Below are 21891 nucleotides of genomic sequence, written 5' to 3'. Positions count from 1 at the left end.
GCATGACGGAAACGATTCTGCCCCTCGCGCTTGACGGATTGCTGGTCGTGTTGCTTCTGGCGACGATCGTCTATGCGATGATTCTGAATCGGAAGCTGAATCGACTGCGGGGCAATCACGAAGAGATGGATACCTTCGTGGACAAGCTGAATGTTGCCTGTGCACGGGCGGAGGCGGCGACGGCAGGGCTCAGAAGCGCCGGTGAGAATGGAAAGTCCGTCTTTCGGGACGCGGCCTCGAAGGCAGAAGCATTGCGTGACGAACTTGCATTTTTGGTTGAGCGTGCCGATATCGTGGCTGGACGGCTTGCGAATGCGAGCGAGGGTACAACTGTTGTGCAGCCGCAGGCATCTTCTCAGGCCGGTGTGCGATCCGAAGCTCCGCGCAAGCAACCGGCGAAGCGGCAGCAAGCAGCTGCGGTTCGGCGTGGCGCAGATCAAGGCCGTGCCCCCGCTCCCGGTGGAGGAGACGCAGCACCGGAGCCGGCAGCTTCTTCGCCGCGATCGGAAGCTGAAGAAGAATTGCTGAAAGCGCTGAGGAACGCACGCTGATGGCCTATGACCGCCGCGGAAAAATCGCCACGACGCCGTCGTCAGATGCCGAGTCGCAATCGGCCACGCCAAACGCAGCGCGCATTCAGGGCGGGCGTCCGGTCAAGGGCAAGGCTCCGGCAAATCGTGCCGCGGGCGGAAAAAACACCAAACGAGACGCGCGGGCAGCTTCCGCGCCGCGCCGGATCGGTGGCCGCTCCCGCACGATAGTCCGGGTGTTGCCGGTTCTCGTCTTCGCTGCGGCCCTGCTGATCAGCGTCAAGGCCGTCGGGATTTGGGATACGCTGAAAAATGGGCGGTCGCCGGTGACCGTCGCGGCATTCGCCGAGGCGGACAGCCCGGCCACGCGTCCGGCCGCATCCGGACAGGCAGAGCCGGAACAGGTCGCGCAAGCGACCGAGCCTGCTGCCGACAAAGAGGCGGACAAACCCTTGGACCCGGTTCTGTTTACGCGTTCGGAAATCGAATTGCTGCAGGATCTTTCGAAGCGCCGCAAGGAGCTGGACGCGCGAGAGCAAGCGGTGATTCAAAAGGAAGGCCTGCTGACTGCCGCGGAAGATCGAATCGAGAAGAAAATTGTCGAGCTCGAAGCGGTGCGCGCGGAGATCGAGAGTCTCATCAAGACATATGACGAGCAGGAGGAAGAGGAGATAAAAGGCCTCGTCCAGATCTACGAGAAGATGAAACCGAAGGATGCAGCCCGCATCTTCGACGAGTTGGACATGGATATCCTGCTGAGGGTCTTTGATCGTATGAAGGCGTCGAAGTCGGCGCCGGTTCTTGCCAACATGCGTCCGCAGAAGGCCAAGGAAGTCACGTCGCGAATCGCTGAACGCAAATCTATCCCGCTCACCACGAACTGACCGCCGTCCCGGGCTCAATACATCTGTTACGGTGCGTGTCGGGCCTCATTCTCAGAGGAAACTTGCCGAAACCCGGTGATTGGCAGTATTTCATCGGGATATCAGGCATTAACGTCCTTTTAATAGGATCGGGTTAGTGTCTGCCCGTTGGTTAATCTAAAGCCGGATATGGATCCGGGATATTATGAAATGGAGAGGTGCCGATGGCGGTCGACAAGGGCATGAAGATCCTCATTGTCGATGACTACAAGACAATGCTGCGCATTATTCGGAACCTTCTGAAGCAGCTTGGCTTCAACAATGTGGACGAGGCGAGCGACGGCAGTCAGGCGCTGCAGATGCTCCGTCGTGGCGAAGAGTACGGGCTTGTGATTTCCGACTGGAACATGGAGCCCATGACTGGTCTTCAGTTGCTGAAGGAAGTACGGGCCGACGCGAAGCTGAAAAGCACGCCGTTCATCATGGTTACTGCCGAGAGCAAGACCGAGAACGTCGTGGCGGCCAAGCAGGCTGGCGTTAACAACTACATCGTCAAGCCGTTCAACGCGGCGACCCTGAAGACGAAAATGACCGCGGTGATCGGCGCTTTCTAAGCGCGCCGGCCAGCGCGGACAAACCGTCGCCGCAGGGGAGTTCGATGGTTAAAGACGTTCGCGAAGAATTGCTGCCTGAAGCGGCGCTCGAACTTGATGCTGTCGCTTCAGTTGCTGAAGCGGCGGCCGAAAAGATTCTGACTGCCGTCGAAAAGATAGACGGGCTTCGGGACGGTATGCCGGAAGATGTTTCCGAGGCTGTCGGTGAGGCGATCGTCGAGATCTTCGAGGCCTGTGGCTTCCAGGATCTCACCGGCCAGAGAGTCGGACGTATTCACCAAACTCTCGACAATGTCGCGGATCGTGTCGAAGCGGTTTTGGCCCATACGGGCCACGGCCCGGACGATGCTTCATCCGAAGCGAAAAGAAATCGTGACAAACACACGGAAAATGTTGAAAAATCGGGCGGTGAACCGTTCTCAGAAGAGGGTTTGTTGAACGGTCCTCAGCTGCCTTCCGATGCAAAGACCCAGGAAGAAATTGATGCGCTGATGGACCAACTCAACAAGTAGTCTATGGTCCGAAGCGACGACAAGGCACGTGGAACGAGCCAGCTCGGCAGCTTGCCGCTGTTCCTGAGCCTTTTTCTGTTGCTCCTCGCGTTCTTCATTTTTCTGAATTCGATCTCCACAAGAGTAGATGGCAAGAGCAACGATGTCCTAGACAGCGTCCGCTCCAGTTTTGCCGCCATTCTCAAGGGCGGAACCGGGACCGGCGTTTTCGAGGGAGATCCGGGACGGAACGAGGATGCCGGGTTCAGAAACGAAGTATTCGAGGCTTTCAACCCGCTTCTAAGCGTCACTTGGCTGAGGGAAGAACGTCAGGGCAATCCGGTCTTTGTCGAATTCGAGATTGGGGAATTGTTCGAAAGGCGTTCGGTCGACCCGGTGCTCGATTTTCGCAAGTTCGCCGCGCGGATTGCTCCCATTCTGACGCGCGAGGTCGGTCGTCATAATGCGGAAGTGCGAATCTGGTTCCCGTATTCTTCGTCCGAAGCCGGGCGGAAGCTATCGCAGCTTCGTGCAGCGCGCATGGCGGAAATTCTGATCGGAAGCGGGGCGCCGCGACCCGGTGTCTCGATCGGCTTCCGCTCTATGCCGCAAGCCGACACGATGCGCATAGCCGTCGATCTCGGCACCGGCGGGGCACGATAGAGATGGAAAGCGCGGTTTCCCGACGGCAAAACAGGCGTACGGCCGGCAACGGCGTCAGTTGGATGGTAACCTTTGTCGATCTGGTCTCCCTGCTGCTCGCCTTCTTCGTTCTGCTCTTCTCGATGACCACGCCCGACGCGCCGCAATGGGAATCCTTTACCGCGTCTCTCAGGTCGGCGTTCTCCAGCGATAATCCCACCAGGGCGCGGCAGGCCGTCATGCCCGAGACGATCAGGTCGGAAGATCCCGGTCTGGGGTTCGATCTCGGTTATCTTCAGAAACTTCTGAAAGCCGAACTTGCCCGGGACGCGATCCTTAGGGATGCGAGAGTCACTGAGAACGGCGGGCGGCTCGTGATTTCGATGGCGAGTGACGTCTTCTTCGCCCCGGGCGCAGCGGTGTTGCGGGAGTCCGGCGAGGGGGCAATGTTCAACCTCGCCGTGGCGCTTTCACAGCTCGATAACAGGATCGATATCGTCGGGCATACGGATCCGCGGCCCTTCATCTCGGGCACCGGTAAATTCAGTTCCAACTGGGAGCTTTCGCTTGCACGCGCGGTTGCGGTAGCCGAGGCACTGCGGCGCTTCGGATACGAAAAGCCGGTCGAGGTTCGCGGCGCAGCAGACGGAAAGTTCGCGGAGATCGATGCCCGACTGGAAGAGGAAGAGCGGTTTCGACGGGCGCGCCGTGTGGACCTCGTCATCTACAAAGAGCGGGACCGGTGATGCCGGGCCGTAGCGGAGCGCAGCGCCGGCTGACGGAACGGGTGTTCGGGCTTGTTTTCGTCGTGGCTTGGCTTGTCTTGGCTTTTGGCGGGGCGGTCCAGGCACAACAGGTGAGCATCGCAGGCGCGAGCCGTGACGGTGTCGACAGCATCCGTTTCGACTGGCCTGCGCGGGTCGGCTACAGCGCACAAAAATTCGGCTCCACCCTCGCGGTTACGTTTAACAGAAACGTGGCCGGGGATTTCGGTCCGGTTGCGGGCGGTGTCGGTAAATTCGTGAGCGCTGTCAGTCTCGACTCCGATAACCGGACAGTGTTGATCGACCTTTCCGAAAATCCGCGGTTCCGCTCCAGAAGGGACGGAAATTCCGTCGTCATCGATTTCTATGACCGGGCGGCGGCGGCACCGCCGGCGGTAGCTGCGCCACGAGCGGCGCCGGCACCCGCGCCGCCTCCCACACCCGCTGCTGCGCAAGCCGGAGCCGCCCGTGCCCCGGCATCGCCGCCGGCGACGAGGGAGGCCCCGCCCTCCACGCCGCGTGGCGCGAACCAGCCGATCCTGAATGTGCGTACAGGTGCGCATGATCGCTATTTCAGGTTCGTCTTCGACTGGACGGCGGACACGCCTTACACAGTTTCGGAGCAGCCTGACCGAACGGTCTTGCGATTTGCCCGCTCTGCCTGGATCGACGATGCGGAGCTTCGTGCACGTGTGCCCGACCGGTTCAAGAGTTTCTCATCCGTGCCCGGCGTCAATGCCATCGAGGTCACGATTCCCTTGCAGGCAAGGGACGGTATCCGTCATTTCAAGACTGGAACGCGCATAGTGCTCGACGTGGTGGCCGGAGGGGAGCCGAGCCGCACCGGAGTATCTGCGCAGCCTGCGGTGCCCGTTCCGGCGGCAGCACCGAGTCAGCCGGTAACTGCAGCGATACCGCCTTCGCAAGCCACCGACACGGCGCAGCAAGTTGCAAAACAGTTCGGGCTCGCGACACTGCCGTCTCCGCGCGCGGCAGAACCGTCGGCGGATGGGCAAAGCGTTGCGGCGGCGCCCGCACCAGTGACGGAAACAGCGCCGGGCAATGCGGAAGAGGCGGTCCCGCCTGTGGAGACCGGCGGTCAAAGCGCCGGAATGACCGACGCAGAGACGCTGCCGACCTCTGCCGCGCCGCTCGCGTCGCGGATCGAGGATGAGCCCGATGCTTTTGGTACGGCGACACGGCTGCGCGAGATCGATCTGAAAGCCTTGATGAAGGACGGCGACTCCCTCGTCAGGAGCTTGTCCGCGGGCGATGCGGCGGCGATCGAGGGCCCGGTGATTCCGATGACCGCCAGTATCGAGAACAACGTCGTTTCGGTCCGGTTCGAGTGGACCCAACCCGTACCGGCGGCCGTTTTCTCGCGTGCTGGCTACGTCTGGGTGGTGTTCGGCGCGCCCGCGCGTTTCGATATGACGGCTCTTGAGCGCGCCGATTTCCAGCTTCTGGGTGCCAAGAGCCAGGTCCCCGTACGGGGAGGCTCTGCCGTGCGGTTTCCGACGGTTGAAGGGGTCAATCCCCGCGTCTGGCGTGACAACGCGGTCTGGATTGTCGATTTCCGGCCGCAGAACAGCCGGCCGGACGTGCCGCTCCGGGTCGACACCCAACTCGTGAGTGCGCAGGGACCCCGTGTCTTCATTCCAATGGAGGATCACGGCGCGACGGTCATTCTCCGCGATCCCGAAATCGGGGACCAGCTCTTCGTCGTGCCGGTTGCCTCCCTGAGCCGTGGGATCGATGGACTTCGGCAGTTTGTCGAGTTCAACCTGCTGAACACGGCGCAAGGCGTCGTCGTACAGCCGTTTTCAGATGACGTGACTCTCCGGTCTCTTCCGGACGGAGTTGCGGTGACGAAGACTGGCGGGTTGACGATTTCCCGCGAGGTACAGCAGTCGACGGACGATCAGGTCGCGCAGCGTATCGATGGTCTCCCGCCCGGACTTGCACCCGGCCGGATCTTCGATTTCAGCAATTGGCGCAAAGGCGATATCGATCGCTTTCTTGCGGAAAAGCAGGCGATCCAGCGGCGCATTTCCGAGGCGACGAGCATCGCGCGCAGCGGCCCCCGCCTCGAGCTCGCTCATTTCTATTTCGCTCACGGCCTCTCCGCGGAAGCGATGGGGCTGATACGCACCATCGAGGTGGAAGACGAGGACCTTGCCCGCCGTCCGGACGTCAAGGCGCTGAAAGGCGCGGCGCAGTTCATGCTCGGCCGCTTCAAGGAAGCGGAAGAAGACCTGATGGATCGCAGCCTGAACGGACTCTCGGAAGCCGAACTCTGGCGCGGTGCCACGAAAGCCTCGCAGGGACGCTGGCCGGAGGCTGTCGAGCATTTCGCGCGGGCCGGAGAAATTCCCGGCGGCTACCCAAGAAATATGGCGACCCAAATGGCCTTGCTGGCGGCGGAGGCGGCGATCCGCGCCGGCGATTTCCGGGGGGCCGGGGCCTTTATCGACGTGGTGGCGGACGGACAGCCGACGCCGGGCGAGCAAGCCCGGCTCAATTACCTGCGCGGTCGTGTGCTTTATGCATCCGGCGACGTCGATACCGCGCTCGATTTCTGGCGGCGGCTTGCTCAGGGGGAGGACCGATGGGCGCGGGTCCGGTCGGAACGGGCCCTGATCGAGCATGGCCTGCGCAATGGTCAATTGAGCCAGACCGACGCGATCGCGGGGCTCGAGAGCCTGCGCTACACGTGGCGCGGAGATCAGGTCGAGTTCGATCTTCTGCGCGAACTCGGCCGGCTCTATCTGGAAGAAGGCGAATACGTTAAGGGGCTGAACGCGCTCCGCGAAGCGGTCACGTTTTTCCCGGACAATCTCTATGCGGACCAGGTCGCGGAAGAGATGACCAACGCGTTCACGAAGATCTTCACGGGTGGCGAATCCGATCAGATGACGCCTATCCAGGCGCTTTCGCTTTATGACCAGTTCCGCGAGTTGACGCCGGTCGGTGCGAGAGGGGACGAGATCATTCAGCGTCTTGCGGATCGTCTGGTTCAGGTCGATCTGCTCGATCGCGCGTCGATCCTCCTGGAACGTCAGGTGAAATTCCGTCTGCAGGGCGAGGACAAGGCACGGGTCGGTGCCCGGCTGGCTCTGATCCGTCTGCTCGACCGCCGACCGGAGGAGGCGCTGGACGCGCTTGACGAGAGCGTCGCCCCGGGGATCGGTGCGGATCTGGCTTTGGAACGCAAGCGTTTGCGGGCGAGGGCGGAATTCGAACTCGGCGACGCGGACGGCGCATTGCGCCTGCTGTCCGGTGACCAGAGCCGGGACGCGGATCTGCTGCGGGCGGATATCTTCTGGCGCACCCAGCGCTGGGGACAGGCGGCAGAGGTCTTCCAGAGGCTCGTCGGGAGATCCGGCCGCGACGGGCGCCGGATCGATGAGCGGGCGGCGACCCTGATCCTGAACTGGGCGGTCTCGCTCTCGCTTAGCAACAATCTCGACCAACTGAGCCGGGTGCGGCAACTCTATACCCAGCAAATGGACAACACGCCGTTCCGCGAAGCTTTCCGCCTGATCACCAACAAGACGGAAGGCGAACTGGACGATTTCCGCACCCTCGCGGACCGGTTCGGCGAGATCGGCCGCTTCCAGGCTTTCCTGACGTCCTATCGGGACCGCCTGCGGGACAAGCCGCTCAGCGCGACCAATTAGCTTTGAGACAGGAGAGGTGCGCCGCTACCCGGCGCCGAAGCTCCGCACCATGCTGCCCGCAATCAGATACCAGCCGTCAACCAGCACGAAGAAGATCAGCTTGAAAGGCAGGGAGACGATCACCGGCGGCACCATCATCATGCCCATGGACATGAGGATGGAGGCAACCACCATGTCGATGATCACGAACGGGAGGTAGATCAGGAAGCCGATCTCGAAGGCACGCCGGAGCTCGCTGATCATGAAGGCGGGGACGAGCACCTTGAGCGGGGCGTTGACGCCGGTCTCCGCGGGACCGACCTGACCGATATCCTCGAAAAGCTGCAGGTCCTTGTCGCGAACCTGGGCCAGCATAAAGGTCCGGAACGGCGCCACTGCGCGCTCGAAGGCTTCGAACTCGTCGATGCGTTCGTCGATCAGTGGCGATATCCCGTCCTGCCAGGCCTGTTCCAGGGTCGGCGCCATAATGAAACCCGTCAGAAACAGCGCGAGGCTGATCATGACGAGATTTGGCGGTGACTGCTGGGTCCCGAGTGCGGTCCGGAGCAGGGAGAAAACGATCACCAGCCGGGTGAAAGAGGTCACCGTCACCAGAATGCCCGGCGCGATGGAAAGCAGCGTGATTGCCGCGACGAGCTGGATCAGGCGCGCGGTGGTCGAGCCGCCGGGCTCTCCGATATCGAGCGTGAGTGTTTGCGCGACCGTTGCCGGCGAGAACAGGGCAATGCCGAGCAGAGTGACAGCGATGATGCCGAAAAGGGCCAGTAGAGGCCGCGACCGTCGCAAGGGCTTGGGACTCATGTGGTCTGTTCCGGGATTGTTGGGACCGCCGATGTGCCCGCTTTCTTCAATGCGGCCGAGAAGCCGTCCTGCGCGGCGCCTATGCCGGACTCGATCAGAAGGTCGTTGTTCGGGCCAAGCAGCAGAAGATGTTCGCAGCCATCCCGTTGCACGAGAACCAGGCGGCGTCTTGTATCGAGAGAAATCTGCCCGGTGATCGCAAGACGTCCGGCCGCATGGGCGCGCACGATCCCGAGGCGCCCCGCATAGCGCCGGGCAACCCAGTAGACCACGCCGATCAAGCCGATGGTGAAGGCGAAGGCGAGGAAAAACCTGAAATAGACCTCGAAACCCATGGTCGAAGCATTTCATAAGGCGGATCGGATGGAAACAGCCAAGCGGCGGGGATGCTTTCCGCCCTGATGCGGCAGCTCCGGTATGCCGGAAATCAGGGCCTTTCAAAGGGCGTCGACTTAACGTCGCCGTTTTTGACCGCCGCCATAGGCTGCGGCAGCCTGCCGGCGCAAGGCTGCGGAATCGGAGTTCTGCGGCTCCGCCGCAGCTTGTTCCGAGATCGCCTTCGACAGCAGTTCCAGAAGACCGATCACGTGTTTCATTTCCGGGGCGAGGGCGTGGGCATCGGCCGCCGGCAGATTCGGAACGGCCGAACAAACTGCGGCCACGTCGGCCTCGAGGCCGACCAGTGCGCCTGTCACGGCACTGGTCGGTTCCTGCAGCGTCGCCTCAAGCCGTCCGCGAACGGAGGCGAGGCGCCTGGCGATATCTTCCGCGTTCCGTCCGGTACTCATAGCGGCTCCCCGGATCGCAGCCGGTCATTGGCGCGGTAAACATAGTTGAGGATTTCGGCGACGGCGGCGAAGGCCTCGACCGGAATTTCGCAATCCACTTCGACGGCGGCCAGGATCTGCGCCAGATCCGGATCCTTGCGGACTTTCACGTCATTGTCGAACGCCAGTCGCAGAATTTTCTCGGCGAGTTCTCCATAGCCTTTGGCGATGACCTTGGGCGCGTCCTCCGTTCCGGCGTCGTGATCGAGCGCGATCGCGACCTGCCGGTCTTTCATGGCGTTGGCGGCGCGGCGCGCGTTCGCGGCGCGGCGCTCCATCGCAGCGCGCTGGTTTTCCCGGCTGTCCTCGTCCGACACCGTGGCCGAAGAACCGGCAATGTTTGGAACGCGTTCGGTCATGCTCGCAAGTATAGGCGAGCGGGCGCGGAACCCAAACCGGTCAATCTTGGCACGGTGTTTGCTTTGTTTGGGGCGGACACATTGTGTGCCCGGATTTGGAACAAGGTTCTCGCAAGAGAGGTTCGAGATGGCGATTGATAATTCGATGCTGCTGAACATGGCGCACCAGAAGCTGAACTGGCTCTCCGAACGCCAGTCAGTTCTGGCCCAGAACATCGCCAATGCGGACTCTCCGAGTTATCGGGCGCAGGATCTGACGCCGCTTGATTTCAAGCGGACCGTGCAGCAGGTGAACAAGCTCCCCGTTGCCGTGACGGAAGGCAATCACCTGAGCGGTATCCTGCCGAAAACCGATTACCGGGTCGACGAGAAGAGCCAGAAGGACGTCTACGAGGCGAGCCCGAACGGCAACGGCGTCGTGCTCGAGGAGCAGATGATCGCGGTGCAGGATACCAAGCTGCAATACGATCTCGCGCTCAATCTCTACAACAAACAGATCGGCATGTTCCGCACCGCCCTCGGCGGCGGCGGCGGAGCCCGCTAATAGCCGGCCGGATTAGGAAAGGGCCTCAGTCATGGATCTCAATTCCGCGATCAAGATCTCCGCTTCCGGTATGCGCGCCCAGGGCACGCGGCTCCGGGTCATCTCCGAAAACGTGGCCAACGCCGACTCGCTCGGCTCGGTCAAGGGGCAGGACCCGTACCGCCGCAAGACCATCGTGTTCGAGAACTATGTCGACCGCGACGTGAATGCCGACATGGTGCGTGTCGCCAAGATCGGACGGGACGATTCGGACTTCGATCTCGCCTATGAACCTTTCCATCCGCTTGCGGATCCGGAAGGTTATGTGCGCCGTCCGAATGTGAACTCGCTGATCGAAATGATGGATATGCGGGAGGCACAGCGAACCTACGAGGCCAACCTTTCGTCCATCGAAATGGCGCGCAGCATGCTGCAGAAGACCGTCGATCTGTTGCGCGGTTAAGATCCTACACCGCCGGCACTGGCAGAAAGGCCCGATTCCCTTTAGAATCGCGCCTGAGCCGATTGGAGAAACCAGATGGTAGCCAATATTGGAAATGCGCTCGGAGCGGCCGGAATCGGTAAGGTTCCGGGGATGGACGACGCCAAGACAGGTGCCGTCGGTCAGGATTTCGCCAGCTTCGTGAAAGGCGCGGCGGAAGATGCGCTCGGTACCATGGAGAGCGGCGAGAAGATGTCGATGAAGGGGATTGCCGGCGAGGCGGACCTGACCGACGTCGTTCAGGCCGTGAACAGTGCGGATATCACGCTTCGCACAGTCGTCGCGCTGCGTGACAAGATGGTGCAGGCCTATCAGGAAATTATCCGGATGCCGATCTGAGGTCTAACCGGCCGGTTTCACCGGCCGGAAATTGACGGCATAATCAGGAGGTTGTTTTTGCCCGGTAATTTTTGCCGGGCCGCACCTGTTTGCCGGGGGCTGCGCATGAATGAAGTCGAAGCCATCGAGATCGGCCGGGAGGCCGTGATGACAATGCTGACCATGTCGACACCGATCATGCTGGTCGGGCTCGCCATCGGCCTTCTGATCGCGCTCTTCCAGGCATTGACGCAGCTGCAGGAAATGACCCTCGTCTTCGTCCCGAAGATCATCGTCGTCTTCGCCGCTCTGATCTTCTTCCTGCCGTTCATGCTGAATACGCTGAACGCGTTCATGCAGTCGATCGCCGACAAGATCATTTCCCTCAGTTAGGGACGCGCCGTGCCGCTAGAGGATTTTCTGCCGACCCAAGTCTATATCATTCTGCTCGTATTGAGCCGGCTTGGCGGCACCGTGCTGTTGATCCCCGGTATCGGCGAAACCTTCGTGCCTGTCCAATACCGGCTTATTCTGGCGATCGGCCTCAGCATCGTCGTCGCGCCGCTGGTCGGAAACCAGATTCCCTTCGCGCCGTCGGGAGCCGAACTGGTGCGGCTGCTGTTTCTCGAGATGATTATCGGGCTCTATTTCGGCGTTGTGGCGCGGATCGTCCTTCTCTCGTTGGATACGGCAGGACAGGTGATCGCGATGAACACCGGTCTCGCCAACGCGCAGATTTTCAACCCGGCACTCGCAACCCAGGGCTCGCTTCCCGGATTCTTCATGCTGAATCTTGCGACATTGCTGCTGCTGATATCGGACCTGCACCATTTGCTGATCCGAGCTATGATCGACAGCTACACGCTGTTTCCGCCTGGCGCGGCTTTGCCGGCAGCCGACTTCGCCGATGCGATCGCCCGAATTATCGCGAACAGTTTCCAGATCGCCATCCAGCTTGCGGCGCCTTTCCTCATACTCGGGTTGCTGTTCTACCTGGTCATGGGCGTTATGGCGCGTCTGATGCCTCAGCTGCAGATTTTCTTCGTGGCGTTGCCGGTTCAGGTGATTATGGGGCTCGTGATCCTTTCGTTGGTCCTCAGTGGAGCGATGATGGTTTTTTTGGAGTACTATTCGGAAAGTATCGGACGTTACGTCGTACCGATTTGAGCATTCAAGGGCATGTCCAGGCGTGACCGACGCTTGGCAGTCCGTTCCGGGGAGCCGCTGCGATGTCCGGTCAGGACGATGGCGACAAGACTGAGGAACCGTCTGCGCGAAAACTTTCGCAAGCGCGCGAGAAAGGCCAGGTCCTCACTTCAAAGGAAGTGAACAATTTTGCCGTCCTTCTGGGTGCAACGATGGTGGTCGGCATTTTCGGTCCGTTTTTGCTTTCGGATATGGCCCGCGCGCTGCTCGTATTTATCGAGCGTCCGGATATGATCGACGTACCCGGGGCCGGTTCGCTCCTGCTCGACATGCTTATCGATGTCGGGTTCGCTATAGCTCCCGCGCTCGCATTGCTTTTTGTGCTCGCCATACTCGGTGTTCTGATGCAGATCGGCTGGCTTGTCTCGACGGAATCGATCCAGCCGAAGCTTGAAAAGATATCGCCAATCAGCGGCGCGAAACGGCTTTTCAGCCTCAAATCAGTCATGGAGCTGGTTAAAGGCATCGTCAAAATGATGATGGTCGGTTTTGTCGCTTACCTGATCGTCTCGCCGGAATTCTCGCGTATCGAGATGATGGTGCAGATGGACATCAAGGATTTGCTCGACGAAACCCATTTCGTAGCGATCAAGGTATTCATCGGTGCGCTGGCGGTCACCGCCGTGATCGCGGTGGCGGATTATCTCTACCAGAAATACGAGTTCATGAATCAGATGCGGATGAGCAAGCAGGAAGTCCGCGACGAGCACAAGCAGACAGAAGGCGATCCGCATGTGAAGGCGCGGCTACGGCAGCTTCGCATGGAACGCGCGCGAACCCGTATGATGGCCGAGGTTCCCAAAGCGACCGTGGTGATCACCAACCCGACTCATTTTGCCGTCGCCCTAAAATACGAGATGGACGAGATGTCGGCGCCGAGAGTCCTCGCCAAGGGGGTCGACGCGGTCGCCCTGCGTATTAGGGAGGTCGCCAACGAAAACGATGTCCCGATCGTTGAGAACCGTCCGCTGGCAAGAGCGCTGTACGACAATGCGGAGATCGATGAGGAAATTCCGGAGGAGTATTACAAGGCGGTCGCCGAGGTCATCAGCTACGTTTTCAAGATGAACCAGACCTACATTCCGACCAGCTGATCCGGAAAAGACATGTATGCGGCGTTCCCCCGGGGGGCAGGATGGAACCAGTAACACTCGCGGCGGCCGGCGGCATCCTCTTGGCCCTTATCGTCTTGCTGGCGGTTTTCGCGAGGCTCCGGCGCAGCCGGCTTGAAATATCCGCGCTCCAGGAGGAAAAGGCCGCGCTCGAGGCAGAGCGCGACGGCGCGACTGCCGAACTTGAGGCGTTGCGAAACGCGCCGCCGCCGCAGCTCGACTCCCCATTTCCGGTTTGCCGTTTCTCCCAGGAAGGGCGGTTTCTCTCGGCGAACGAAACTTTCGTTGCCCGTTTTGCCGATGGCAAAACCGAGGGTATCGAAGCGAACAAAGTCGTGCTGCGCATGCGACTCATGGTGTCCAAGCATCTGGAAAATGTCCGCGAAGCGAAGCCGGGAGATCTGGTGACGGCCGGCACGTTGCCGCTCCCCGCGTCCTCAGCCGATTCTGCTTGCCAGGTTCTGTTGAGCGCGATCGGTTCGCCCGGCAGCGGCGACAGTCAGGAAATCGATGCCGTTCTGGTCCCGGCGACCGAAAGCTGGATGGCGCCGGCACTTGAATACGCGCCGGTGGGCGTTGTCTTCCTCGGCAACAACGAGAGGATGGTGGCGGGCAACGGCGCTTTCCGGAATTTCACCGGCGCGGGCGCGAACGGGGCCGGTTTCAGGGGACGGTCCTTCGCGGATTTTGTCGATGATGAGGACCGGGAAACCGCCCAAAGATTTCTGGAAGAGTGTTCGACGTCCAGTCCCGCCGAAAACATCGAGGTCCGGCTAGTCGGGAAAGCGGGCGAAGAAGGCGCGGAAGTTGCTGTTTTTTGCCAATGTCTGGAAGCGGGGGAAGGGCCGGAAGGCGCGCATTGCGCTCTCTACCTGATTGATATTGGCCGCCGGCGGCAGCTTGAGGCACAGGTGGCGCAGTCCCAGAAGATGCAGGCGGTCGGCCAGCTGGCGGGAGGCGTCGCACACGATTTCAACAATCTGCTGACCGCGATGAACGGGTATTGCGATCTGCTTCTGGCGCGGCATCGGCCGGGCGATCAGTCCTTTTCGGATGTGATGCAGGTCAAACAGAATGCCAACCGGGCGGCAAATCTGGTGCGCCAGCTGCTGGCCTTCTCGCGCCAGCAGACGATGATCGCCCGTGTGCTCGACGTGACGGAAACCCTTGCGGATCTCTCGCATCTGCTGCGCCGTCTGATCGGCGAGAACATCACGCTGGAGATCTCGCACGGCCGTGAGCTTGCGCCAATTCGTGTCGATCAGGGTCAGCTCGAACAGGTGGTCATCAATCTCGTGGTGAATGCCCGTGACGCCTGTCCCAGCGGCGGTACGATCACCATGAAAACCTTTGATTTCGTGACGGAAATGCCGGTGCGGCAAGGCGACGATATGATGCCTTCCGGACGTTACGTCCGTCTCGACGTGTCGGATACGGGCTCGGGGATCGAGGACGAGATTATAGGCCGCATCTTCGAGCCCTTCTTCTCGACCAAGGAGGTCGGGCAGGGGACCGGGCTCGGATTGTCGACTGTTTATGGCATCGTGAAACAGATCAACGGCTTCATCTCCGTCTACAGTACGGTGGGCGTGGGTACGACCTTCTCCATATTCCTCCCCGCCTATGAAGGTGAGGTCAGCCGAAGCGAGGGGGGAGACCCGAACTTCGATGCGGCGAACGCCCGCAAGGACCTGACCGGTGTGGAAACGATCATGCTGGTGGAGGATGAGGACCCGGTGCGTCTGTTCGGCGCCCGTGCGCTTCGGAACAAGGGATACAAGGTGATTGAGGCCCGCAATGGCGAGGCGGCTCTGCAGTTGCTCTCCGACAAGAGCGAGGAAATCGATCTCCTCATCACCGATGTCGTAATGCCGGGCATGGACGGTCCGACGCTCGTGCGCAAGGTGCGCGAGGACCGGCCCGATCTGCGGGTGATCTGTATCTCCGGCTACTCGGAGGACGCTTTGCGGCAGCGGATCGAGGAGGACACCAATATCCACTTCCTGCCGAAGCCGTTCAGTCTGAAACAGCTCGCCGGGACGGTGAAGGATGTGCTGCACCCGCTGCAGTGACCGCAGGTGATTCGCGCCTTCCGGAAAGAACGCAAATAGAACAAACTCTCCGATTCTCTCCAAAATCCCAAGATGTCGTATTTGCTGTCAATTAGAATCCTAGATTTATAACGAGAACAAAAAGTGAAAATGTTCTTGTTGATGAGAACAAAATTGGTACATAATCATTCTCGGAAACCAGTCCAGTTCCGCCCATGGGGCTTATAGCGGCGGCGATGCGGGGCTGATTGCCATTGTAGGCGTCCCTGTGAGATATGGAGGATCGGGTATGTCGGAACTAGCACTCAAAGTCATCGAACGGGACCCCATGGACAAGACTAAGGCGTTGGAGGCGGCCCTCGGCCAGATCGAGAAGGCGTTCGGCAAGGGCTCTGTCATGAAGCTCGGGCAGAGCGATCAGGCGATCGAGGTGGAGGCGATATCCACCGGATCGATCGGCCTTGATATCGGGCTCGGCATCGGCGGACTTCCGCGAGGCCGGATCGTGGAGATCTACGGCCCGGAAAGTTCCGGCAAGACGACGCTGGCGCTGCATGCCATCGCCGAGGCGCAGAAAAGCGGCGGGACCTGTGCTTTCATCGACGCGGAGCACGCGCTGGATCCGGTCTATGCCCGCAAGCTCGGTGTCGATCTGGACGAATTGCTGATTTCCCAGCCCGATGCGGGCGAGCAGGCGCTGGAAATCGCGGATACGCTGGTGCGCTCCGGCGCGATCGATGTGCTGGTGGTCGATTCCGTTGCCGCCCTGGTGCCGCGGGCGGAGCTTGAGGGCGAGATGGGCGACAGCCATGTCGGCCTGCAGGCGCGGCTGATGAGTCAGGCGCTGCGCAAATTGACTTCCTCGATCTCCAAGTCGCGCTGCATGGTGATCTTCATCAACCAGATCCGCTTGAAGATCGGCGTGATGTTCGGCAATCCGGAGACCACGTCGGGCGGTAACGCGCTCAAGTTCTACGCCTCGGTGCGCATGGATATCCGCCGCATCGGTGCGATCAAGGACCGAGATGAGGTGGTCGGCAACCAGACCCGGGTCAAGGTGGTGAAGAACAAACTGGCGCCGCCGTTCCGGGTGGTCGAGTTCGACATCATGTACGGCGAGGGTATCTCCAAGACCGGCGAGATCCTGGATCTCGGCGTCAATGCCGGGATCGTCGAGAAGTCCGGCGCCTGGTTCTCCTATGGCGGTCAGCGCATCGGCCAGGGCCGCGAGAATGCCAAGAAATTCCTGGCGGAAAACAAGGATGTCGCCGGCGAGATCGAGAAGCAGATCCGTCAGAATGCGGGTCTCGTCGCCGAGGCGATGATGCAGGGACCTGAGGCCGAGGACGACGCCTGAGGCCTGCCGCGAGACCGGTGCCGCCGTTCCCCCCTCGGCGGGCCGGATTTGCCCCGAGAGTGAGAGACCCCGCCGCCGGGAACCAGCGGCGGGGTTTCGCGTTCCGGAAAGCGGCGGATTTCCAAGGCCCGCGCGCTGGACAGGGGGGCGCATCTTCAGTAAAAGCGGAGCCCGTTTGCCGCGATGTGCGGCACGAAAAGGCACGGCCGGGCGCAGACCGAGACCAAGACGGCGCCGGCCCGGAGGGACGAGATGCAGACCGCGAACGATATCCGCCGTACTTTCCTCGATTATTTCGTCGAGAACGGACATGAGGAGGTCGCCTCCAGCCCGCTGGTGCCTCGCAACGACCCGACCCTGCTCTTCACCAATGCCGGCATGGTGCAGTTCAAGAACGTCTTCACCGGACAAGAGCATCGCGACTACAAGCGCGCCGCGACCTCGCAGAAATGCGTGCGCGCCGGGGGCAAGCACAACGACCTCGAGAATGTCGGCTATACCGCCCGCCACCACACCTTCTTCGAGATGCTGGGGAACTTTTCCTTCGGCGATTATTTCAAGGAACAGGCGATCGAGCATGCCTGGACCCTGATCACCAAGCGCTACGGTCTGCCGGAAGACAAGCTGCTGGTGACGGTCTATCACGAGGACGAAGAGGCGGCCGGCCTCTGGCGCAAGATCGCGGGGCTGCCGGACGAGCGCATCATCCGTATCGCGACCTCGGACAACTTCTGGGCCATGGGCGATACCGGTCCCTGCGGCCCGTGCTCCGAGATCTTCTTCGATCACGGACCAGGGATCCCCGGCGGCCCTCCGGGCAGTCCGGACGAGGATGGCGACCGATTCATCGAGATCTGGAACCTCGTCTTCATGCAGTTCGAGCAGATCTCGAAGGACGAGCGGGTCAACCTGCCGCGCCCCTCGATCGATACCGGCATGGGGCTGGAGCGCATCGCTGCGGTGCTGCAGGGCAAGCACGACAATTACGATATCGACCTGATGCGCGCCCTGATCGAGGCGACCGCGCACGAGGCGAATGTCGATCCGGACGGGCCTTACAAGGTCTCAAACCGGGTGGTCGCCGACCATCTGCGCGCCTCCAGCTTCCTCATCGCCGACGGCGTGCTGCCCTCGAACGAGGGTCGCGGCTACGTGCTGCGCCGGATCATGCGTCGCGCCATGCGGCATGCCCACATCATGGGGTGCCAGGACCCGCTGGTCTGGAAACTGGTGCCGACGCTGGTGAAGGAGATGGGCGAAGCCTTCCCGGAACTCGGACGCGCCGAGAGCCTGATCAAGGAAACCCTGAAGCTGGAAGAGACCCGCTTCAAGGAGACCCTCGGCCGTGGCCTGAAGCATCTCGAGGAGGAGACCGGCAAGCTCGGCGAGGGCCAGACGCTCTCCGGCGAGGTCGCCTTCAAGCTCTACGATACCTACGGCTTCCCGCTCGACCTGACGCAGGACATCCTGCGCGGCCAGGGCCGTGCGGTCGACACGGACGGGTTCGAGGCGGCGATGGAACGCCAGCGCGCGGCGGCCCGCGCGGCCTGGTCCGGCTCCGGCGAGGCGGCGACCGACACGGTCTGGTTCGAGCTGCGCGAGCGTTGCGGCGCGACCGAGTTCCTCGGCTACGATACAGAGCAGGCGGAAGGACAGATCGAGGCCCTCGTGGTCGACGGCAAGCCGGTGAACAAGGTCGAGGGCCCGACCGAATTCGCCCTGATCGTCAATCAAACCCCGTTCTATGGCGAGTCCGGCGGTCAGGTCGGCGATGCCGGCAGTGCGCGGACCCTCGGCGGCACCGAAATCGCGGTTTCCGATACCCAAAAGAAGGTCGGCGACCTGTGGGTCCATATGGCAAAGATCGAAGACGGTGTGATCGAGGTCGGCGATGCGGTCGAGTTGTCGGTCGATGGCGCGCGCCGCGGCCGGGCGCGCTCGAACCATTCGGCGACCCACCTGCTGCACGAGGCGCTGCGCCGTCATCTCGGCAAGCACGTGACCCAAAAGGGCTCGCTCGTCGCGCCGGGCCGGCTGCGCTTCGATTTCAGCCACCCGAAGGCGATGAGCCACATGGAGTTGAAGGCGGTCGAAGCCGAGGTGAACGAGCATATCCGCGGCAACAGCCCGGTCACGACCACGCTCATGGACCCGGAAAGCGCGATCAAGCACGGCGCCATGGCCCTATTTGGGGAAAAGTACGGCGACGAAGTCCGCGTGGTCGCGATGGGCGGTCCGTCCGACGATCCGTCGAAAGACATTTATTCGGTCGAGCTCTGTGGCGGCACCCACGTGAACCGCACAGGCGATATCGGCTTGCTGCATATCGTCTCCGAGAGCGCCGTCGCGGCCGGCGTGCGCCGGATCGAGGCGGTGACCGGTGCGGGTGCGCTGGAATATGTCGATTCCCGTGAAGGCTTGCTCACAACTGCGGCGGCGGCGGCGAAGGTCACCGTCGAACAGCTCCCGGAACGTGTCGAGGCGCTGATCGAGGAACGCCGGAAGCTTGAACGCGAGGTCCAGGACCTGCGCCGCAAACTTGCCGAGGGCGGCGGCGGGGGAACGTCCGAGGCCAAGGAGATCGCGGGCGTCAGCTTCGCCGGCCGCGTGCTCGAGGGTATCCCCGCGCGCGAGCTGAAGGGCGTCGCGGACGGGCTGAAGCAGCAGATCGGCTCCGGCGTTGCCGCCGTGATCTCTTCCGACGATGGCAAGGCCTCGCTCGTCGTCGGCGTGACCGAGGACCTGACCGATAAGGTCAGCGCGGTCGATCTGGTCCGCGCCGGCTCGGAGGCACTCGGCGGCAAGGGCGGCGGCGGCCGTCCGGACATGGCGCAAGCGGGCGGCCCGGACGCCACGGCGGGGCCGGCGGCGATTGCGGCCATCGAAGCGGCGCTCGCCGAGACGCTCTCCTGAGCGATCGGCTCCGGCATCGACAGCCGCAGTCGGATCGCCGTAACCTGACATGGAGGCGCCTCGATCGGGCGCCTCTTTCTCTGCCCGCCGATATTCTCGGACATGCGGCGGGATCATCGGCTTGAGGGGTATTGATGAGCGATAGTGCACGCTTTTCGGGAACGGACGATTATGTCGCGACCGAGGATCTGAAGGTCGCGGTGAACGCCGCGATTACCCTGCAGCGCCCGCTCCTGGTGAAAGGCGAGCCCGGAACAGGGAAAACCGTTCTGGCGCACGAAGTGGCGAAAGCACTCGGAATGCCGCTGATCGAATGGCACGTCAAATCGACCACCAAGGCGCAGCAGGGACTCTACGAGTATGATGCGGTTTCGCGCCTCCGCGACAGCCAGCTCGGCGACGAGAAAGTGCACGACATTTCGAACTACATCGTGCGCGGCAAGCTCTGGGAGGCTTTCGAAGCCGATACCCAGTCGATCCTGCTGATCGACGAGATCGACAAGGCCGATATCGAATTTCCGAACGACCTGCTGCTCGAACTCGACCGCATGGAATTCTTTGTCTACGAGACGCAGCAGACGGTGAAGGCGACGCAGCGCCCGGTCGTCATCATCACCTCGAACAACGAGAAGGAACTGCCCGACGCTTTCCTGCGACGCTGTTTCTTCCACTATATCCGCTTCCCGGAGCCGGACGTGATGGCGGAAATCGTCGAGGTGCATTTCCCCGACCTGAAGAAGAACCTGCTGCGCGAAGCGCTGACATCGTTCTACGAGGTGCGCGAGGTGCCGGGCCTGAAGAAGAAGCCCTCGACCTCGGAACTGCTCGACTGGATCAAGCTGCTGGTGGTCGAGGACATCCCGCCGGAAGCGCTGCGCTCCAAGGACAAGAAGGACATCATTCCGCCGCTTTATGGCGCTTTGCTAAAAAACGAGCAGGATGTGCACATGTTCGAACGGCTGGCCTTCATCGCCCGCCGGGAGGGACGGGGATGATCAGGAAGACGGCCTTGTTCTTGGCCTTCGCGATTGGGACTGGCATGGTTTCGCCGGCCGATGCGGCGGACAAGAAGTTGCAGGAGGCGATCGCCGCCTATGGCGCGGCCGCCGGGCGTATCGAGGCCTCGGTCCCGTTCTGCGGCGGCCCGAAGGAGGAAGCGGAGTTTTTCGTTCGTCAGGCGAAGGAGCTCGCCGAGAAGGCGGGTGCCGGGCCGGTTGAATGGGCTGCGATCCGTGCCGCGATGGAGAAAGCGAAGGCTGGCGCCAGCTTTACCAATTACGATTGCTCCGAAAATGGCGGACGCGAACTGGCGACCGAGCTCATGGCGCAGCAGCGGGCGTTGCAGGCGGCGCTGAACTAGGCGCGGGCTTTGTCGCGTCTGAAGCGTCGCCGTACTTCTCCGCGCTCTTTTCCAGCAGGTTCGGCACCAGCCGCTCGCTGAAGCCCGCGAGCAAGCTGACGAAGGAGAGTTTGTAGATCATGTCCTCTCCGCCGCTGTTGCTGGCCGCAGTCCCGAGCAGGGCGCCGGCGATGCCCGACTTCAGCGTGATATGCAGGACCATCGCGCCGAGAGTGCCGACCAGCATGCGCTGAACCGCATAGGTGATGTTCATGGTCAGTGTGGCGGCGGGATCGATGGCGAGGTTGCGCAGCCCGATCGCGGTCGAGAGCAGCGCGCCGAGGCATCCCATCACCGCCGCGACCGACAGCTGGAAGATATTGAGGCCGAGTACGGTCGCGGTCTCCGGTGCTTCCAGCCGGCTCGTATAGATCGCCAGTCCGATGGTGATCTCGAACGCCGCAATGGCGCAGATGGTGAAATAGAGCACGCGCAACATATTGCCGAGACGCTTTGAGATACGCCGGCTGAGCTCGGCGAGCGTCTGCCGTCCGGCGTCGGGATCGCCGTCGAGGGCCTGGGCGATACCGCGTGCGGTTTCCCGCTCACAATAGGCGAGCTGCGGGTCGTCGCGCGCGCCGAGCCGGCGCCAGATCCATGTTATCCAGCGGGCCCAGCCATTCTTCAGCAGGTCGATCTGCTGTCCGAGCTCGGCAAGTTCCGGGCCGAGCGACATATAGGCTTGGCGCTGCTTGCAGGCCTCGTCCGGCGTGTCGGAGAATTGCGGGCTGATACCCTTGTCGGTCTTGTAGATCTTGAAGTCGCGTACGGCCCAGAGGACGTCGGTCACCATGCGGCCGCGCTTGTCCGGCGCGCCCGTCTTGAGATCCTTCAGGGGGAAATGGTCCGCCGTGGGGGCGGGCGGCATATCATCGGTCATTTCGGTCCCGCAGGAGCATGGAGCTGACATGGAGACGCGGGGGAAGGGGGAAAGGTGAA

The 21891-nt window shown here is 61.8% G+C and carries 23 protein-coding genes; 18 read left to right on the top strand and 5 right to left on the bottom strand.

All coding sequences use genetic code 11. From position 1 onward, the window contains the following. The first annotated feature begins 2 nt into the window (after nt 1-2). From NUH88_RS02055 to NUH88_RS02025, 7 genes are all read left to right on the top strand, one after another. Nucleotides 3-551 carry a DUF6468 domain-containing protein gene (locus NUH88_RS02055; protein WP_257769656.1) on the top strand — a complete coding sequence of 183 codons (549 nt, stop codon included), beginning with the start codon at nt 3-5 and terminating at the stop codon, nt 549-551. After that, nucleotides 551-1414: a MotE family protein gene (locus NUH88_RS02050; RefSeq protein WP_257769655.1), complete on the top strand. Its 864-nt coding sequence runs from the start codon at nt 551-553 to the stop codon at nt 1412-1414. The genes NUH88_RS02055 and NUH88_RS02050 overlap by 1 nt, the downstream gene beginning before the upstream one ends. Before the next feature lie 203 nt (nt 1415-1617). After that, the gene (locus tag NUH88_RS02045) at nt 1618-2007 is read left to right on the top strand and encodes a response regulator (RefSeq protein ID WP_193179982.1); all 390 of its coding nucleotides are present in this window, start codon (nt 1618-1620) and stop codon (nt 2005-2007) included. Nucleotides 2008-2051: 44 nt separating this feature from the next. After that, nucleotides 2052-2519, top strand: coding sequence for a protein phosphatase CheZ (locus NUH88_RS02040; RefSeq protein WP_257769654.1), 468 nt, complete (start codon nt 2052-2054; stop codon nt 2517-2519). Nucleotides 2520-2522: 3 nt separating this feature from the next. Beyond that, a complete protein-coding gene (locus NUH88_RS02035; protein WP_257769653.1) occupies nt 2523-3161 on the top strand; it encodes a hypothetical protein in 639 nt (212 codons plus the stop codon). Nucleotides 3162-3163: 2 nt separating this feature from the next. Further along, complete coding sequence (locus NUH88_RS02030) at nt 3164-3886, top strand: OmpA/MotB family protein (protein ID WP_257769652.1); 723 nt, start codon at nt 3164-3166, stop codon at nt 3884-3886. Next, on the top strand, nt 3886-7584 hold the full coding sequence (locus NUH88_RS02025; protein WP_257769651.1) for a hypothetical protein: 3699 nt from the start codon (nt 3886-3888) through the stop codon (nt 7582-7584). Before NUH88_RS02030 ends, NUH88_RS02025 begins: the two co-directional genes overlap by 1 nt. 24 nt (nt 7585-7608) lie before the next feature. Here the strand turns inward: NUH88_RS02025 and fliP are convergent, their stop codons facing one another. From fliP to NUH88_RS02005, 4 genes are all read right to left on the bottom strand, one after another. Then, a complete protein-coding gene (gene fliP / locus NUH88_RS02020) occupies nt 7609-8385 on the bottom strand; it encodes a flagellar type III secretion system pore protein FliP (RefSeq protein WP_257769650.1) in 777 nt (258 codons plus the stop codon). Next, nucleotides 8382-8720: a FliO/MopB family protein gene (locus NUH88_RS02015; RefSeq protein ID WP_257769649.1), complete on the bottom strand. Its 339-nt coding sequence runs from the start codon at nt 8718-8720 to the stop codon at nt 8382-8384. The genes fliP and NUH88_RS02015 overlap by 4 nt, the downstream gene beginning before the upstream one ends. A gap of 117 nt (nt 8721-8837) precedes the next feature. After that, on the bottom strand, nt 8838-9173 hold the full coding sequence (locus NUH88_RS02010; protein WP_257769647.1) for a hypothetical protein: 336 nt from the start codon (nt 9171-9173) through the stop codon (nt 8838-8840). After that, nucleotides 9170-9571 carry an EscU/YscU/HrcU family type III secretion system export apparatus switch protein gene (locus tag NUH88_RS02005; protein WP_257769646.1) on the bottom strand — a complete coding sequence of 134 codons (402 nt, stop codon included), beginning with the start codon at nt 9569-9571 and terminating at the stop codon, nt 9170-9172. Before NUH88_RS02005 ends, NUH88_RS02010 begins: the two co-directional genes overlap by 4 nt. 127 nt (nt 9572-9698) lie before the next feature. Here NUH88_RS02005 and flgB point away from each other — a divergent pair, with 127 nt between their 5' ends. From flgB to NUH88_RS01950, 11 genes are all read left to right on the top strand, one after another. After that, complete coding sequence (gene flgB, locus NUH88_RS02000; RefSeq protein WP_257769645.1) at nt 9699-10115, top strand: flagellar basal body rod protein FlgB; 417 nt, start codon at nt 9699-9701, stop codon at nt 10113-10115. 31 nt (nt 10116-10146) lie between these two features. Continuing rightward, the gene (gene flgC, locus NUH88_RS01995) at nt 10147-10557 is read left to right on the top strand and encodes a flagellar basal body rod protein FlgC (protein ID WP_257769644.1); all 411 of its coding nucleotides are present in this window, start codon (nt 10147-10149) and stop codon (nt 10555-10557) included. 75 nt (nt 10558-10632) lie between these two features. After that, the gene (gene fliE / locus NUH88_RS01990; RefSeq protein ID WP_257769643.1) at nt 10633-10935 is read left to right on the top strand and encodes a flagellar hook-basal body complex protein FliE; all 303 of its coding nucleotides are present in this window, start codon (nt 10633-10635) and stop codon (nt 10933-10935) included. Between the two features lie 105 nt (nt 10936-11040). Further along, a complete protein-coding gene (gene fliQ / locus NUH88_RS01985) occupies nt 11041-11307 on the top strand; it encodes a flagellar biosynthesis protein FliQ (RefSeq protein ID WP_257769642.1) in 267 nt (88 codons plus the stop codon). A 9-nt stretch (nt 11308-11316) separates the two neighbouring features. Next, nucleotides 11317-12081, top strand: a complete 765-nt coding sequence (gene fliR / locus NUH88_RS01980) for a flagellar biosynthetic protein FliR (protein WP_257769641.1) — start codon at nt 11317-11319, stop codon at nt 12079-12081. Between the two features lie 62 nt (nt 12082-12143). Then, complete coding sequence (gene flhB / locus NUH88_RS01975) at nt 12144-13214, top strand: flagellar biosynthesis protein FlhB (RefSeq protein WP_257769640.1); 1071 nt, start codon at nt 12144-12146, stop codon at nt 13212-13214. Between the two features lie 41 nt (nt 13215-13255). After that, nucleotides 13256-15304 (top strand): hybrid sensor histidine kinase/response regulator, encoded by a 2049-nt coding sequence (locus tag NUH88_RS01970; RefSeq protein WP_257769639.1) that lies wholly within the window; start codon nt 13256-13258, stop codon nt 15302-15304. A 268-nt stretch (nt 15305-15572) separates the two neighbouring features. After that, nucleotides 15573-16640, top strand: coding sequence for a recombinase RecA (gene recA, locus NUH88_RS01965; RefSeq protein WP_308220087.1), 1068 nt, complete (start codon nt 15573-15575; stop codon nt 16638-16640). Between the two features lie 252 nt (nt 16641-16892). Next, a complete protein-coding gene (alaS, locus tag NUH88_RS01960; RefSeq protein WP_257772313.1) occupies nt 16893-19553 on the top strand; it encodes an alanine--tRNA ligase in 2661 nt (886 codons plus the stop codon). A 134-nt stretch (nt 19554-19687) separates the two neighbouring features. Beyond that, on the top strand, nt 19688-20548 hold the full coding sequence (locus NUH88_RS01955) for an AAA family ATPase (RefSeq protein WP_257769638.1): 861 nt from the start codon (nt 19688-19690) through the stop codon (nt 20546-20548). Beyond that, a complete protein-coding gene (locus NUH88_RS01950; protein ID WP_257769637.1) occupies nt 20545-20913 on the top strand; it encodes a hypothetical protein in 369 nt (122 codons plus the stop codon). Before NUH88_RS01955 ends, NUH88_RS01950 begins: the two co-directional genes overlap by 4 nt. Here NUH88_RS01950 and NUH88_RS01945 read toward each other — a convergent pair. Continuing rightward, nucleotides 20873-21832: a hypothetical protein gene (locus NUH88_RS01945; RefSeq protein WP_257769636.1), complete on the bottom strand. Its 960-nt coding sequence runs from the start codon at nt 21830-21832 to the stop codon at nt 20873-20875. The two genes, NUH88_RS01950 and NUH88_RS01945, sit on opposite strands and share 41 nt — an antisense overlap. Nucleotides 21833-21891 lie beyond the last annotated feature (59 nt).

Origin of the sequence: Nisaea acidiphila (genome assembly GCF_024662015.1) — a bacterium.
GTDB classification, from domain to species: Bacteria; Pseudomonadota; Alphaproteobacteria; order Thalassobaculales; family Thalassobaculaceae; genus Nisaea; species Nisaea acidiphila.
Note: the sequence above shows the minus strand (reverse complement) of the source record. Positions and strands in the feature narration are given on the sequence as shown.